Source organism: Catenuloplanes nepalensis, assembly GCF_030811575.1.
Lineage (GTDB): Bacteria > Actinomycetota > Actinomycetes > Mycobacteriales > Micromonosporaceae > Catenuloplanes > Catenuloplanes nepalensis.
In genome coordinates, this window is record NZ_JAUSRA010000001.1 from 8,528,544 (window position 1) to 8,543,766 (window position 15,223).

General features: G+C 72.1%; 14 protein-coding genes. 12 read left to right on the forward strand and 2 right to left on the reverse strand.

Annotation, left to right across the window (positions count from 1 at the left end):
• The first annotated feature begins 80 nt into the window (after window positions 1–80).
• The 4 genes from J2S43_RS42470 (at window position 81) to J2S43_RS37025 (ending at window position 2,027) form a co-directional block, all read left to right on the forward strand.
• On the forward strand, window positions 81–668 hold the full coding sequence (locus tag J2S43_RS42470; RefSeq protein WP_306839707.1) for a type II secretion system F family protein: 588 nt from the start codon (window positions 81–83) through the stop codon (window positions 666–668).
• Window positions 669–691: 23 nt separating this feature from the next.
• On the forward strand, window positions 692–895 hold the full coding sequence (locus J2S43_RS37015; protein ID WP_306837173.1) for a DUF4244 domain-containing protein: 204 nt from the start codon (window positions 692–694) through the stop codon (window positions 893–895).
• Window positions 892–1,434 carry a TadE family type IV pilus minor pilin gene (locus tag J2S43_RS37020; RefSeq protein ID WP_306837175.1) on the forward strand — a complete coding sequence of 181 codons (543 nt, stop codon included), beginning with the start codon at window positions 892–894 and terminating at the stop codon, window positions 1,432–1,434. The genes J2S43_RS37015 and J2S43_RS37020 overlap by 4 nt, the downstream gene beginning before the upstream one ends.
• Before the next feature lie 116 nt (window positions 1,435–1,550).
• A complete protein-coding gene (locus J2S43_RS37025) occupies window positions 1,551–2,027 on the forward strand; it encodes an Rv3654c family TadE-like protein (RefSeq protein ID WP_306839708.1) in 477 nt (158 codons plus the stop codon).
• A gap of 454 nt (window positions 2,028–2,481) precedes the next feature.
• Here J2S43_RS37025 and J2S43_RS37030 read toward each other — a convergent pair whose 3' ends face one another.
• Both J2S43_RS37030 and J2S43_RS37035 read right to left on the reverse strand, forming a co-directional pair.
• Complete coding sequence (locus J2S43_RS37030) at window positions 2,482–2,700, reverse strand: hypothetical protein (protein WP_306837177.1); 219 nt, start codon at window positions 2,698–2,700, stop codon at window positions 2,482–2,484.
• A gap of 124 nt (window positions 2,701–2,824) precedes the next feature.
• Window positions 2,825–5,623, reverse strand: coding sequence for a DEAD/DEAH box helicase (locus tag J2S43_RS37035; protein ID WP_306837179.1), 2,799 nt, complete (start codon window positions 5,621–5,623; stop codon window positions 2,825–2,827).
• Between the two features lie 133 nt (window positions 5,624–5,756).
• On the opposite strand from J2S43_RS37035, the gene J2S43_RS37040 reads away from it, so the two are divergent.
• The 8 genes from J2S43_RS37040 to J2S43_RS37075 all read left to right on the forward strand — a co-directional run bounded on the left by J2S43_RS37040 (window position 5,757) and on the right by J2S43_RS37075 (window position 15,218).
• Window positions 5,757–6,128 carry an STAS domain-containing protein gene (locus J2S43_RS37040; protein WP_306837181.1) on the forward strand — a complete coding sequence of 124 codons (372 nt, stop codon included), beginning with the start codon at window positions 5,757–5,759 and terminating at the stop codon, window positions 6,126–6,128.
• Window positions 6,125–6,565 (forward strand): ATP-binding protein, encoded by a 441-nt coding sequence (locus J2S43_RS37045; RefSeq protein ID WP_306837183.1) that lies wholly within the window; start codon window positions 6,125–6,127, stop codon window positions 6,563–6,565. The genes J2S43_RS37040 and J2S43_RS37045 overlap by 4 nt, the downstream gene beginning before the upstream one ends.
• 628 nt (window positions 6,566–7,193) lie before the next feature.
• Window positions 7,194–9,551 (forward strand): sodium-translocating pyrophosphatase, encoded by a 2,358-nt coding sequence (locus J2S43_RS37050; protein WP_306837185.1) that lies wholly within the window; start codon window positions 7,194–7,196, stop codon window positions 9,549–9,551.
• A 78-nt stretch (window positions 9,552–9,629) separates the two neighbouring features.
• Entirely contained in the window at window positions 9,630–10,163 is a 534-nt protein-coding gene (locus J2S43_RS37055) for a hypothetical protein (RefSeq protein WP_306839710.1), read from the forward strand.
• Window position 10,164: 1 nt separating this feature from the next.
• The gene (locus J2S43_RS37060; protein ID WP_306837187.1) at window positions 10,165–10,920 is read left to right on the forward strand and encodes a hypothetical protein; all 756 of its coding nucleotides are present in this window, start codon (window positions 10,165–10,167) and stop codon (window positions 10,918–10,920) included.
• Window positions 10,921–11,262: 342 nt separating this feature from the next.
• On the forward strand, window positions 11,263–14,121 hold the full coding sequence (gene topA / locus J2S43_RS37065) for a type I DNA topoisomerase (RefSeq protein ID WP_306837189.1): 2,859 nt from the start codon (window positions 11,263–11,265) through the stop codon (window positions 14,119–14,121).
• Between the two features lie 48 nt (window positions 14,122–14,169).
• The gene (locus J2S43_RS37070; protein WP_306837191.1) at window positions 14,170–14,559 is read left to right on the forward strand and encodes a hypothetical protein; all 390 of its coding nucleotides are present in this window, start codon (window positions 14,170–14,172) and stop codon (window positions 14,557–14,559) included.
• Complete coding sequence (locus tag J2S43_RS37075; RefSeq protein ID WP_306837193.1) at window positions 14,556–15,218, forward strand: nucleotidyl transferase AbiEii/AbiGii toxin family protein; 663 nt, start codon at window positions 14,556–14,558, stop codon at window positions 15,216–15,218. Before J2S43_RS37070 ends, J2S43_RS37075 begins: the two co-directional genes overlap by 4 nt.
• The last annotated feature ends 5 nt before the right edge of the window (window positions 15,219–15,223 follow it).

A 15,223-nucleotide genomic window follows, 5' to 3' on the forward strand; every position in this document is an offset into this window, starting at 1 on the left:
AAGCGCGGGCGGGGCCGGCGGGGCTCGATGCCGGGCCCGCCGAGCCGGAACGGGACCGCCGGGGCGACCGGCCGAGTCCGGTGCTGCTGACCGCCGGTGCGGCCGGCGCGGGGATCGCGGTGGCGCTGCTGCTCGGCGGGCAGGCCGGGATCGGATTCGGCGCCGCCGCAGCCGTAGCGACGTTCCTGGTGCTTCGCCGGCTGGAACCGGCCTCGGCCCGGGTGCTGCGGCTCCAGGCGACCTCCGACCTGCCGCTGGCAGCGGACCTGCTCTCGGCCACGCTCCGCGCGGGCGCGCCCGTCGACCGGGCCGCGAACGCGGTCGCGGACGCGCTCGGCGGGCCGCTCGCCGTCCATCTCGTGCGGGTGGCCCGGTCGTTGCGGCTCGGGGCTCCGGCGGAGGAGGCATGGGCCTACCTGTCGCCGGTGCCGGGTGCCGAGCGCCTGGTCGCGGCCGCAATCCGGTCCAGCGCGAGCGGTGCCGCACTCGCGGGCGCGCTCACCCGGCTCGCCGACGATCTGCGGGCCGATCGCTCGATCGCCGCTCAGGTGGCGGCCCACCGTGCGGGCGTGCTCGTGGTGCTGCCGCTGGGTCTCTGTTTCCTGCCCGCCTTCATCCTCGCCGGTCTTGCACCGGTGATCATCGCCGTCCTCAGCGACCTGCTGTGACCAGCCAGAAGAGAGGAACACCCATGCTCACATCGCTCGTCCGCCCGATCGGTGACCGCATTCGCCGGCTCACCCACCGCCTGCGCGGGGACGCCGGGATGAACACTGCCGAGTACGCCGTCGGCACCCTGGCCGCCGTCGCCTTCGCCGCGGTCCTGCTCAAGGTCCTGACCAGCCCGAACATCCAGAAGGCCCTCACGGAGATCATCGAGAGGGCGCTCAAGTGATCACACTCGGCCTCACCGCCCTCCGCTATCGCGGCCGCCATCATCACCGCAGCCGGGTCGCCCGTCTGATCGGCGCCGTGCTGTCGGTCCTCCGCCGCCTGTCCGGCCTGCCCGTCGCCTCGCACCACGGCGGCCCGCCGGCCGCCCGTTCCGCGGACGACCCGCCGTCGTCCGCGCGCCCGGACGGCTTCGCCGATGACCGGGGTGCGTTCACCGCGGAGTTCGCGGCGGCGCTTCCGGCCCTGGTGCTGCTGCTCGGAGCGGGCCTCACCGTCGTGCTGGCCGTGACCGACCGGGGCAGGTGTTACGACGCCGCCCGGGACGCGGCACTCGCCGCCGCCCGCGGCGAGTCCGGTCTGGACGCCGGGACAGCCGCGGCACCACCGGGCGCGACCGTGACTCTGGTCCCTGAGGGCGAGCACGTCCGGGCCGTGGTGACGGTACCGGTTCGCGCGCTGGGGCTCACCATCCCCGAGATCACCGCCACCGGTGAGGCGGTCGCCGCCATCGAACCCGGCGTCTCGGTGACCGCCTCGTGAGCGACGTCCGCACCGCACGGGGTCCCGCGTCGCGGACAGCCGCCGCGCCGTACCGGGTCGGTGGCCGCCGATCGGGCGGCTTGCGGTGGGCTCGGGATCTGGCGTCGCGGAATGCGGTGGTAGGGGATCGGGCTGGTGGCCGCCGTTCGGGCGGCTTGCGATGCGCTCGGGATGCGGCGTCGCGGAACGCGGGGGCGTCGGATCGCGGTGGAGCGTCTCTGCTGGTCGCGGCCGTAGGGCTGCTCGTCGTCTGCGCGGGAGTGGCCGGTGCTGCGGTGATCGGTGCCGAGGCCGCGCACCGGAGAGTTCGGATCGCGGCGGACCTCGGTGCGCTCGCGGGTGCGCCGTTGGCCCCACGTGGCGAGCCGGTGGCCTGCGAGCGGGCCGCCCGGGTGCTCGCGGCGAACGGCGCACGCATGGCTTCGTGCGTTGCGGACGGTCTGACCCTGACCGTCCGCGCGGAACTCGACGTCGAACCTTGGCCCGGCCTGCGCACGGTCACCTACGCCGAGGCCAGAGCCGGACCCGCTACCGCTCCCGCCGGCCCGGACCACCTGACGAGCCCGCCGGCATCGGTCACCGGTCCTCCCTGATCGTCGGCCGCGAACAAAGCCCGCTCACGACCGGCCTGCCTCGCGCCTTGCCGGGCTGGCGCTTGCCGGGCTGGCGCTTGCCGGGCTGAGGCTTGCCGGCCTGGCGCTTGCCGGGCTGGCGCTCGCCGACCTGGCGCCCGCCCGGCTGAGGCGGCCGGATGGCGCTCACTGGCTGCTCGCCTGGCTGTCCGCTGTGGCAGACAGGGGACCGACGCTGCTCGGCTGACCGCTGCTCGCCTGTCGCTACGCCCGTTGCCCGCCGGCGCGGGCGGGCGGCGGCCGGCCGCTGTCGGTTTCCGCCGCGCGGCTCGCTCTGCGTGCTCGGTTCTGTTCGGCGGTGATCGAAGGGGTCGGCGCGGACCGGGTGTCCGGAGGCTTCGCCCGGGGCGCGGGCGTCGTGCCCGGGGGGTCGCCGGGCACGACCGGATCCCTGAGGCTTCACCGGGTGGTGGTGTCAGGCGGCGTGGGAGGTGGGGGAGGGGGCGGGAGTGCGGACGTTCATGGCTATCAGGAGCTGGTGGATCTTGTCGAGGCGCTGGAAGATCCAGTCGAGGCGTTCGGCCTGGGCGAGGGCGGCGTAGGCCTGGGCCAGGGCGATCTGCTGGTCGACCGTGAGCGTGTCGGGGTCGATGCTGTAGACGAGCTCGACGGTGTCGGACATGGTGTTCGCCACGGAAGGGCTCCCTTGGGCTCGGGGACGGACGCACGGTGTCGGGAGACGCATGGTAGCGCTCCCATAGATAGATGCCCATGCTGAACGACGTTGCCCGGCGTATCCCGCGATTTGAGACGGGAAGTCACTCCGCGGAGGCGGGGAGCCTGGCCAGGACGGCGTCGAGAACCAGTACGGCGGCGTCCTTGGCCAGGGGGTTGTTGCCGTTTCCGCACTTCGGTGACTGCACGCAGGCGGGGCAGCCGGTCTCGCAGGCGCAGGAACTGATGGCCTCGCGGGTGGCGCGGAGCCAGTCGGCGGCCACCGCGTGCGCGCGTTCCGCGAAGCCGGCACCGCCCGGATGCCCGTCGTAGACGAACACGGTCGGGAGGCCGGTGTCCGGATGCGCGGCGGTCGAGATCCCGCCGATGTCCCAGCGGTCGCAGGTGGCCACGAGCGGAAGGAGGCCGATGGCGGCGTGTTCGGCGGCGTGCAGGGCGCCGGGGAAGTCAGCGGGCTCGACGCCCGCGGCCTCCAGCGCCTCCGGGGTGATGGTGAACCAGACCGCGACCGTGTGCAGCTCGCGCGCCGGCAGGTCGAGCGGCCGGGTGTCGATGACCTCGCCGGAGCCGATCCGGCGGCGCTGATAGGAGACGACCTGACTGTGGACGTCGACCTCGCCGAGGAAGAGGCTGACCGGGCCGGCGTCGAAGCGCTCCCGGACGGACGCCACGGCCAGCGACGTGACGTCGCGCGCGTGCGTGGTCCAGTCCGGCTCCTCCGCCCGGACCAGCGCGACCGCGTCGTCCAGGTGCAGTTCCTCGACCACGAACGAGCTGCCCTGATGCAGGTAGACGGCGCCGGGATGGACGATGAAGTGCGACGAGGCGGGGTCGACGGTGCCGAGGAGGCGGCCGGTGGCGGACTCGACGACGTTGATCGGCGAACCGCCGCCACCGCGCAGGTCCACGTCGGGCCGGGTGCGGTGGGTCCAGAAATAGCCGGTGGGACGGCGTCGCAGCGAGCCGGCCCGGACCAGCGCCGCCACGGTCGCCTCGGCCGGTGCGCCGCCGAAGAGCTCGAGGTCGTCGGCGGTCAGCGGTGCCTCGTTCGCGGCGCAGCAGAGTTGCGGGGCCAGTACGTACGGGTTGGCCGGGTCCAGCACCGTCGCCTCCACCGGGCGGCCGAACAGCGCGTCCGGGTGGTGCACCAGGTAGGTGTCCAGCGGATCGTCGCGGGCGACCAGCACGGCGAGCGCCTCGCCGCCGGAGCGGCCCGCGCGGCCGGCCTGCTGCCACAGCGACGCACGGGTGCCGGGGTAGCCGCAGATCAGCACGGCGTCCAGGCCGACCAGGTCGACGCCGAGCTCCAGCGCGTTCGTCGAGGCCATGCCGAGCAGCTCGCCGGTGAGCAGCGCCCGCTCCAGCGCACGTCGCTCCTCACGCAGATAACCGGCGCGGTAGGCGGCGACCCGCGCGCCCAGCCCGGGCACGGCCTCGTCGAGCGACCGGCGCGCGATGGAGGCGACCACCTCGGCGCCGCGCCGGGACCGGACGAAGGCCAGCGTCCGCACGCCGTGGGTGATCGCGTCGGTGAGCAGGTCCGCGGTCTCCCGGAGCGCGGACCGCCGGACCGACGGGATGACGAGCGAGTCGTCGTCCGGGTCCAGCTGGGCGGGATCGCCGGACAGGCCGGGCGGCAGCAGCGGCGGCTCCCACAGCGCGAACGTGACACCGCCTCGCGGCGACCCGTCCACCGTGACCGCGGTCACCGGCAGCCCGGTCAGTCGCTCCGCGGCCGCCGCCGGATCCCCGGACGTCGCCGAGGCCAGCACGAACACCGCCCGGCTCTGCCGCACGTTCCTCCCGCGCCGCGGCGCGCCGGCCCTCCGGCGCGCTTCTGCTCCGGACCCGGCCGGCCCGTCCACCCGTTCCGAACTCGTAGTGCGGGACCGGGCGTTGCCGTCACCCTGCGCCGGGATCGGCGCATTCGGCCGGGCGAGGTGCGAGGGGTCCGGCGCCGTTCCCGTGGAGTGCGGCGCGGCGATGCCGTCGCCGCGAATCGCGATCACGTCGTCGGTGACGTCGGTGCCGGCCACGGCGATCCCGGTGGTGACGGCCGCACCCGGCGAGGCGCCGCCGCCCGCGCCGCCCGTCGCGACCACCGCCTCAGCCCCGTTGCCACCATCCCCCTGCGCCGGAACGGCCGCGCCCGGCGTGACCGCGCCCGGAACGACCGCGCCCGGCGTGACCGCGCCCGGAACGACCGCGCCCGGCACCGCATCGGAGGCGCCCGGTCCGAAGGGCACCGGTGCGTACCGGCCGGCCACCCGGCGGAGCCGCCGCAGGACGTGGGCCACGTGCGAGCCGAACAGTCCGCGGTACACGTGGCACTCGTCGACGACCACGTAGGTCAGGCGGCGCAGGAACGTGGACCACAGGTGGTGGTTGGGCAGGATGCTGTGGTGCAGCATGTCCGGGTTCGTCAGGATGAACCGCGAATTCGCCCGGATCCACTCGCGCTCCTCCGACGGCGTGTCCCCGTCGTAGCACGCCGGCCGCACCTCCGGGGCCAGCGCCGTCACCGCCCGCAGCTGGTCGGCCGCGAGTGCCTTCGTCGGCGCGAGATACAGCACCGTGGCCTTCGGATCCTCGGTGAGCGCCGACAGAGCCGGCAGCAGATAGGCGAGTGACTTACCCGACGCGGTCCCGGTGGCGACGACCACATGCCGGCCCTCCCGGGCGAGTGTGGCCGCCGCGGCCTGGTGCCGCCACGGCCGCGTGACGCCCCGCGCGGCCAGGGCCGAGCGCAGCGCCGACGGCACCCAGGAGGGCCATTCGACCGGGTCACCGGCGGCGGGCGGCACGTTCTCCACGTGCGTCACGGAGGGGGAGGTGTGCAGACGCCGCAGCAGTTCGGCCGAGGCGACCGCGGTGTGGCTCACGGCTTGCACTCTCGCACTGGTGTGCGGAAAACCCAAACGCGAACACGGAAGCACGGGGCCGCGCGATGCGACCGTAGCCGCCCGATGGTTAGATTCGATTGGGCGTAACCGCCGAAGTCACCGAGGAGGACTGATGGAGCTGCAGCTGGCGACCCGCACCGTCGCCGGGCACACGGTCCTGGAGGTCGGTGGCGAGGTCGACGTCTACACGGCACCCCGGCTGCGCGAGCGGCTGGTCGAGCTGATCGACGGCGGTGTGCGCGGCGTGATCGTGGACCTGGGCGGCGTCGAGTTCCTCGACTCGACCGGGCTCGGTGTGCTGGTCGGCGCGCTCAAGCGGCTGCGTCCGGTCGGCGGCACGTTCGGCCTCGTCTGCGCGAAGGAACCGCTTCTCAAGATCTTCCGGATCACCGCGCTGGATCAGGTCTTCCCGATCTACCCGTCGGTCGACGCGGCCGTGCAGGCCGCGGGCGGGACGGGTGCGGACTCCGGTCCGACCGCGTGATGGCGACTGTCCGGCTGGCGTTCTCCCCGGCTCCCGTCCACGTGCGCACCGCCCGTCTGGTGGGTGTGGCCGTGGCCCGTCGCGCCGGCGTGGCCGAGGAACTGCTCGACGAGGTGCGGCTGGCGATCGGCGAGGCGTGTGCCCGCGCGGTCGCGCTGCACCGGCAGTACGGCGTCTTCGCGCCGGTCCAGGTCGTGATGTCGGACGAGGACTCGTACACCGTCCGGGTGATCGACCGCGCGCCGATCGAGGCCGGCCTGGGCATCCCGTCGATCCCACCGGACGAGCTGGCGAACGAGTCGCTCTCCGACGACGAACTCACCACGGGTGTCGGATTTGCCCTGTTGGCCGGATTTGTGGATGATCTCCAGGTGCGCCCGGTCGAGGAGGGCGTGGGCACCGAGGTTCGCATGGCCTGGCCCACCCACGCGGCCTGACCGCCGGCGACACCAAACCGAAAACCAGAGATCGGCGGTACGTCCGACGCCTCGCACGCCCGGCAGAGGCACTCCCTCCGGCCGGCGCCGCGGGGGTGAGCGCGCGGCCGTGTGCGTGAAGCGGCGCGCACGACCACGCACAACCGGACAGGTGCGGGAAGTGGCGCGCGCGGACGCCCGAAGACCGGGTGTCCGCGTCCATGGTCGACTCCGCGAGACGCAGATCACACCCGGTGGTCGAAACGCGTCATCGAATGCCGCACCCCTCCGGCCATCACCATAAAGGCCGCCAAAACCGATAAATGCCGGTAGATGCTCCTGGTGAGTGCTCGGCCACGTACCCCCAGGTCAGGGTTTGATCTTGCTGCGCCCGGTTGCGCGCGACGACCCGATGACCTTGACTGTGCCTACAGACAAGCCCCGATGAAGGCCTGCGGCTAACACAGTTGCCAACATCATCACGACACGACGGCTCCGGCTGTGACCCTTGACACGAGTGACCGCTACAGTACGCGGGTCATTACGTACTGTTCCCGGCTCGCCCGTTCGGGTGCGGGCCGGACGCTGCCACGGCCACCGGTTCGTCCGCCGGCTGGCGCGCGCTCGGTAGGAATTGAGGAGGACATCGATGTCCCGGTACAGCCCCGTTGCCGCTGGTGACGGCCTGTCCCTTACCGGTACGAATCTCACGTACGTCGTCGTCGCCGCGGTCATCGCGCTGGTGGCGCTGGGCTTCGCACTCGCGCTCGTGCGCGGCGTGCTGGCAGCCGGTAAGGGAACGACCAACATGCAGGAGATCGCCGGCGCCGTGCAGGAGGGCGCGTCGGCCTATCTCTTCCGCCAGTTCAAGACGCTCGGCGTCTTCGTGGTGATCGCCCTCGTCCTGCTCTTCCTGCTGCCGGTGCACGACACCGACGGCAACGAGACGCTGGTCAAGGTCGGCCGCTCCGCGTTCTTCGTGGTCGGAGCGGTCTTCTCCGCGTTCATCGGCGGCGCCGGCATGGCGCTGGCCACCCGCGCGAACCTGCGCGTCGCCGCCGCCGCGAACGAGGCGACCGGCGGCCGGGAGAAGGCGATGAAGATCGCGTTCCGCACCGGCGGCGTGGTCGGCTTCCTCACCGTGGGTCTCGGCCTGGTCGGTGCCGCGCTGGTGGTGCTGCTCTACAAGGGCGACGCGCCGACCGTGCTGGAGGGCTTCGGTTTCGGTGCCGCGCTGCTGGCCATGTTCATGCGGGTCGGCGGCGGCATCTTCACCAAGGCCGCGGACGTCGGCGCGGACCTGGTCGGCAAGGTCGAGCAGGGCATCCCGGAGGACGACCCGCGCAACCCGGCGACCATCGCGGACAACGTGGGCGACAACGTCGGCGACTGCGCGGGCATGGCCGCGGACCTGTTCGAGTCGTACGCGGTCACGCTCGTCGCCGCGCTCATCCTCGGCCGCGCCGCGTTCGGCGAGGACGGCCTGGTCTACCCGCTGATCGTCTCCGCGGTCGGCGTGCTGATCGCGATCGTCGGCGTCTTCATCACCCGGCTGCGCGCGTCCGACCGCAGCGGCCTCACCGCGATCAACCGCGCGTTCTACATCTCCGCGGCGCTCTCCGCGGCCGTGGTCGCCGTGGTCACGTTCCTCTACCTGCCGGACACGTTCGCCGGCTTCAACGACCCGAACGTGAGCACCGAGTTCACCGGTAACCCGCGGGTCCTGGCGATCGGCGCGGTCGTGATCGGCATCGTGCTGGCCGCCGCGATCCAGGCGCTGACCGGCTACTTCACCGAGACCAGCAAGCGCCCGGTGCAGGACATCGGCAAGTCCTCGCTGACCGGCGCCGCGACCGTCATCCTGGCCGGCATCAGCGTCGGCCTGGAGTCCGCGGTCTACTCCGCGCTGGTGATCGGCGCGGGGGTGTTCGGCGCCTACCTGCTCGGCGGCGGCTCGATCATCCTGTCGCTGTTCGCGGTCGCGATGGCCGGCATCGGCCTGCTGACCACGGTCGGCGTCATCGTCGCGATGGACACGTTCGGCCCGATCTCGGACAACGCGCAGGGCATCGCGGAGATGTCCGGCGACGTGGACGAGGCCGGCGCGCGCACGCTCACCGAGCTGGACGCGGTCGGCAACACCACGAAGGCGATCACCAAGGGCATCGCGATCGCGACCGCGGTGCTGGCCGCGACCGCGCTCTTCGGGTCGTACCGGGACACGATCGCCACCGCGCTCAGCGACGCGGGGGAGACCCTGTCGATCGACGCGCTGCTCAACGTGTCGGACCCGCGCAATCTGGTCGGCCTGCTGATCGGCTCCGCGGTGGTCTTCCTCTTCTCCGGCCTGGCGATCAACGCGGTCTCCCGGTCGGCCGGCGCGGTCGTGGTCGAGGTCCGCCGCCAGTTCCGGGAGAACCCCGGGATCATGGCGGGCACCACCCGCCCGGAGTACGGCCGGGTGGTCGACATCTGCACCCGGGACGCGCAGCGTGAACTGCTCACGCCCGGTCTGCTGGCGATCCTGGCGCCGATCGCGGTCGGTTTCGGCCTCGGCCCGGGCGCGCTCGCGTCCTACCTGGCCGGCGCGATCGGCACCGGCACGCTGATGGCGGTGTTCCTGTCCAACTCCGGTGGCGCGTGGGACAACGCGAAGAAGCTGGTCGAGGACGGCTCGCACGGCGGCAAGGGCTCGGAGGCGCACGCCGCGACGGTCATCGGCGACACGGTCGGCGACCCGTTCAAGGACACCGCGGGCCCGGCCATCAACCCGCTGCTCAAGGTGATGAACCTGGTCAGCCTGCTGATCGCACCCGGTGTGGTGACGCTCACCTACGGCGCGGACGCGAACACGCCGGTCCGGATCGCGCTCGCCGCGGTGGCGACGCTGATCATCGTGGCGGCCGTGATGTGGATCAAGCGGAAGCCGATCTCGATGGGCGACGAGCCGCCGGCCGGTGCGTCCGGCACGCCGGTCCCGCCGAAGCAGGAGACGGTGAGCGCCTAGAAGGAGATGCCGCCGGGGAGATCAGAGGCTCCCCGGCGGCATCGCGCGCCGATGACCCGCAGTCGTACGCTGCTCTCCATGCGCACCCCCCGCATGGTGTCCATCACCGCGGTCCTCACCACCCTTCTCCTGCTCGCCGCCGGCTGTGGCGGTGGCGCCTCGCCGAGCGCGTGGGCGTCCGCGGTCTGCCAGGCGTTGAGTCCCTGGCGCACCGAGATAAGCACGCTGACCGACCGCGCCCGGCAGCAGATGAGCGCGGAGACCACGCCGAGCGCGGCGCAGGAGAACCTGGCCCGGCTGTTCGAGGGGGCACGGGACGCGAGCGAGACCGCGCGCCAGGGCGTGGAGCGGGCCGGTGTGCCGGACGTGCAGGACGGCGAGAGCGTGGCGCGGGGCTTCCTGACCTCGCTCGAGGGCGTGCGCGCCGCCTATGACAACGCCCACCGGGGGATCGTCGCGCTGGACACCACCCAGGCGGAGGCGTTCTACACGGGCGTCGAGCAGGTGGTCAGCACGCTCGACTCGGAGTACGACAAGACCGCGCTGGACACGTCGTCGCTGCAGTCGGAGGAGCTCCGCGAGGCGTTCGACCAGGTGCCGGAGTGCCGTTGACGTGTCGGTCAACCCGCCGATCCCGGGCCTCCCGGACGTACCCCCGCAAGATCTTGATCTTGAAGAGGGCCGTCCGCGAAGGCGAGGGCGGCGCGTCCCGCACGATCAACCCCAAGACTCGGATCAAGAGCCCACCGCGGGGGTACGGTCGTCAGGCGCGCCGAGGGCGGGCAGCCGGGGTGAGGAGCCGTCCCTCTTCGGCGTCGAGGCGCACGATCCGGGCGTGGCGGACCTGGCCGGGCTGCTCGCCGGCCCCGGGGAGATCGTCCGGATGGGTGGCACCGCGCGCGTCTCGGTGACCGTCGCCGAGCCCTGGCGCGTGCACGTGCTGGTCCCCGAGATCACCCGCCGCGGCCTGCAGGCGACCTGGTCCCGAACCGAGGACGAGCGACTCGAGGTGCGCACCGCCTACGCCACCACGCTGACGCCGCTCAGCCGCGCCTGGCTGCGCGAACCCGGCGATCCGAAGCGCCCGCCGCGAACGTTCTTCCTCAACGGTTTCCGCCTCCGGCTCTGGGTCGCGGCCGCCGGCGCGCCCGATGCGTCCGGATATGTGCTGCGGCTCGGCGCTGCGGACCAGCCGATCTGGGAGACCGTCCGCGCCGCGCTGCACGCCGCCGGCCTGCCCAGCCGCCTCACCACGCCGCGCGACGGCGACCCCGGGTTGCGGATCTCCGGCCGACGCCGGATCGCCCGACTGGCCGGCCTGGTCGGACCACGTCCCGACGCGGCCCCGGAGTCCGCGTGGCCATCCTGACCGCCGGTGTACTGTCTAATCTCCGACAGTTATGGCGACTGGATGACCGACACATAGACCGGCACCATGGTGCTGGTCCGTGCCGATGGTTTCCGGCGTCGGACACCGTTGGGGGGAACAGCGGTCGCTCGGACGGCGTTACCGATCCACGGCGCCGGCATCCCGGTAGCGTGGGGTCGCCGGTCGGTCCCGCGCGACCCGCCGGCCACAGACCGCGTTACCGTGGATCGGTTGGTGCAGCGGCGCGCATGATCAGCCGTGGCCGATCCGACCCGCGCGCCGTCAACCGCCACAGACGCCACGATTCAACGTCGTAGGGGATCCACCGAGGTCAGGAGTAACGTGCCGAGCAACGCCAAGAGCACCCGTCTGGTCATCGTCGAGTCACCGGCGAAGGCTAAGACGATCTCGGGCTACCTTGGCCCGGGCTACGTCGTCGAGGCCAGCTTCGGGCACGTGCGTGACCTGCCCCGCAACGCCTCCGAGGTGCCGTCCGGCTACGAGGACAAGCCGTGGGCCCGGCTCGGCGTCGACGTGGACAACGGCTTCACCGCGCTCTATGTCGTCTCGCCCGACCGGAAGAAGCAGGTCTCCAAGCTCCGCTCGCTGGTCAAGGACGTCGACGAGGTCCTGCTCGCGACGGATGAGGACCGCGAGGGCGAGGCCATCGCGTGGCACCTGATCGAGACGCTGAAGCCCAAGGTCCCGGTCCGGCGGATGGTCTTCCACGAGATCACCAAGCCGGCCATCCAGGCCGCCGTCGCCAACCCGCGCGAGCTCGACCGCGACCTGGTCGACGCGCAGGAGGCCCGCCGCATCCTCGACCGTCTCTACGGCTACGAGGTCTCACCGGTGCTGTGGAAGAAGGTGCGCACCGGCCTCTCCGCCGGCCGCGTGCAGTCCGTCGCCACCCGCATCGTGGTCGAGCGCGAGCGCCAGCGGATGGCGTTCCGCACCGCCGAATACTGGGACATCCTGGCCCGCCTCACCGTGCAGGGGCAGGTCGAGGGCCCGCGCACGTTCAACGCCACACTCATCGCGCTCAACGGTGACCGGATCGCCACCGGCAAGGACTTCGAGCCGACCACCGGGCAGGTGCGGCCCGGCGCCGGGGTGATCCACCTCGACGGCGACGGAGCCCGCGGTCTGGCCGCCCGCCTGGACGGGCGGCCCTTCCAGGTCACCCGCGTCGAGGAGAAGCCGTACCGGCGCCGGCCGTACGCGCCGTTCATCACGTCCACGCTCCAGCAGGAGGCGGCCCGCAAGCTGCGCTCCGGCTCACAGCAGACGATGCGCACGGCCCAGCGGCTGTACGAGAACGGCTACATCACCTACATGCGTACCGACTCGGTGAACCTCTCCGAGTCCGCGCTCACCGCGGCCCGTACCCAGATCGCGGAGCTCTACGGCCCGTCGAGCGTGCCGCCGCAGCCGCGCCGCTACACCGGCAAGGTGAAGAACGCGCAGGAGGCGCACGAGGCGATCCGCCCGGCCGGCGACGTGTTCCGCACGCCCGGCGAGGTGGCGAACGAGCTGTCCGGCGACGAGTTCAAGCTCTACGAGCTGATCTGGCGGCGCACCATCGCGTCCCAGATGACCGACGCGGTCGGCTCGTCCGTCTCGGTGCGCATCCGCGCGGTCTCCACGGCCGGCGAGGAGGCCGACTTCGGCGCCACCGGCAAGACCATCACCGACCCCGGTTTCCTGCGCGCCTACGTCGAGTCCTCCGACGACGAGAACGCGGAGGCGGAGGACGCCGAACGCCGCCTGCCCAACCTGGTCAAGGACCAGCCGCTGACCGCGGACCAACTGGACTCGGTCGGCCACACCACCCAGCCGCCGTCCCGCTACACCGAGGCCTCGCTGGTCAAGGCGATGGAGGAGATGGGCATCGGCCGCCCCTCCACCTACGCGTCGATCATGCAGACCATCCAGGACCGGGGCTACGTGACCAAGCGCGGCCAGGCGATGATCCCGTCGTTTCTGGCGTTCGCCGTGGTCGGCCTGCTGGAGCGGCACTACCCCGGCCTGGTCGACTACAACTTCACCGCGTCGATGGAGAACCAGCTCGACGAGATCGCCGGTGGTGACGCCCGGTCCGCGGACTTCCTCACCGCGTTCTACTTCGGCAGCGGTGCCGGGGCCGAGGTGTCGATCGCGCGCGCCGGCGGCCTGAAGAAGCTGGTCACCGAGAACCTGGCGGAGATCGACGCGCGCAGCGTCAACTCGATCCCGCTGTTCCGCGACGACGAGGACCGCGACGTCGTGGTCCGGGTCGGCCGCTACGGGCCCTACCTGCAGCGCACCCACCACACCGACGACCCGGCCGCGGAGGCGTCCGAGGAGGGCCGGGTCTCGATCCCGGAAGGGCTGGCGCCGGACGAGCTGACCCCGGAGAAGATCGACGAGCTGTTCCTCGGCGGCGGCAGCGGCGAGCGCAAGCTCGGCGAGCACCCGGAGACCGGCGAGCCCGTGCTGCTGAAGTCCGGCCGCTTCGGGCCGTACGTGTCCAGCGGCGACAAGAACTCCTCGCTGTTCAACAGCCAGAAGCCGGACGAGCTGACGCTGGCCGACGCGCTGCGCCTGCTCTCGCTGCCGCGCCTGGTCGGTGTGGCCCCGGACGGCGCCGAGGTCTTCGCGCTCTCCGGCCGCTACGGGCCGTACGTGAAGAAGGGCGACGAGTCCCGCTCGCTGGACAGCGAGGACCAGATCTTCACGGTCACGCTGGAGGACGCGCTGGCCCGGCTCGCCGCGCCGAAGACGCGCGGTGCCCGCCGCGCCGCGGCCCCGCCGCTGCGCGAGATGGGCAACGACCCGGCCACCGACAAGCCGCTGGTCATCAAGGACGGCCGGTTCGGGCCGTACGTGACCGACGGCGAGTTCAACGCGTCGCTGCGCCGCAGCCAGACCGTGGAGGCCCTCTCGCTCGCGGAGGCCTCCGAGATGCTCGCCGAGAAGCGCGCGAAGGGTCCGGCCCCGGCCAAGAAGCGCGCGGCGAAGAAGGCCCCGGCGAAGAAGGCCGCGGACGGCGCCACCCCGGCGAAGAAGACGGCCGCGAAGAAGACCGCCGCGAAGAAGACCACGGCCACGAAGAAGGCGATCCCGGCCAAGAAGGCGGCGGCAGCCAAGACCACCACCGCGGCGAAGAAGGCCCCGGCGAAGAAGGCAGCCCCGGCCAAGGCCACCACGGACGCCTCCTGAGGGTGACGACCACCCCATGATCTAGGCGAACGCACGTACGATGGCCGGGTGACCCGATCGACAGGAGCCCGGCCCGGCAAGGCCGTCGTGGTCATCAAGGACCTGACCGCCCTGCACGGCCCGACGACCGGCACCGTGACCCTGCCCCACCACCTGATGTGGCAGGCCGCCGATGTGCGCACGTTCGACCTCGACAATCCGCGAAAGCTTCGACGGCTGTATGAGGTCGTTCTCCGTGAGGCCCGTGGCGACAAAGACCTCATGGACTGGCTTGACGGCAGGACACTGCACACGCATTGGCCGTCGCTCCACCTGCCGCACGGCGTCCGCCACGTCTGGGAGCTCTCCCATCCCACGCTGAGCACGGCGCGCGAGGCCTCACCGGACCAAGCGAACCCGGCATATGGGCAATGGCTCATGCAGAGGAGCGCCGCGTGACCGACGACCGTTTCTCCCTCCGGGTGGAGTTGGCGAGGCGAGCGCTCGAGGTGGCCGATTCCCACGGCTTCGCCCTCGGCGGCGGCCAGGCTCTGGTCGCTCATGGCCTCGTGCAGCGTCCGACGGAAGACGTTGATCTCTTCACCGATCGAGAGGGCGGCGTTCGCGACGCACTGCCCGTGGTCCGGGATGCGTTGAGTGCCGGCGGGTTCGACGTGACCCATGTCGTCGATGAAGTCGATCTGTCGAACACCTTCTACGGTATGGACGATGCCTTCGAGGAGTTCGCGGTCCGGTCCGGCGATGCTGAGGTGCAGGTCTCACTGGCCTGCATGCCGCGGCAGCGGCCGCCGGTGCAGATGGAGATCGGGCCGGTCGTGCATCTCGACGATCTTCTCGGATCGAAGTTCTGCGCATTGGCGGGTCGCAACGAGACCCGCGACTATATCGATGTTGCGGCCGCTCTTGCGAAGGGCTTCCGGCGTGACCAGATGCTGGCACTCGCTCACGAGCACGAGCCGGATGTGTCCGATGCCGATATCGCGGCCGCGATGCGGCGACTGGACGACCTGGACGACGAGGAGTTCGCCGACTATGGGCTGGACCAGGCCGCTGTCGGCCGGTTGCGCGCCGCCTTCGCGGACTGGCCGCGTGACTGACGCCG

Bases quoted from the DNA above. Each gene is read 5' to 3' on its own strand.
- J2S43_RS37015 (WP_306837173.1), top strand. From the start codon at position 692: ATGCTCACATCGCTCGTCCGCCCGATCGGTGACCGCATTCGCCGGCTC.
- J2S43_RS37040 (WP_306837181.1), top strand. From the start codon at position 5,757: ATGGAGCTGCAGCTGGCGACCCGCACCGTCGCCGGGCACACGGTCCTG.
- J2S43_RS37050 (WP_306837185.1), top strand. From the start codon at position 7,194: ATGTCCCGGTACAGCCCCGTTGCCGCTGGTGACGGCCTGTCCCTTACC.
- J2S43_RS37055 (WP_306839710.1), top strand. From the start codon at position 9,630: ATGCGCACCCCCCGCATGGTGTCCATCACCGCGGTCCTCACCACCCTT.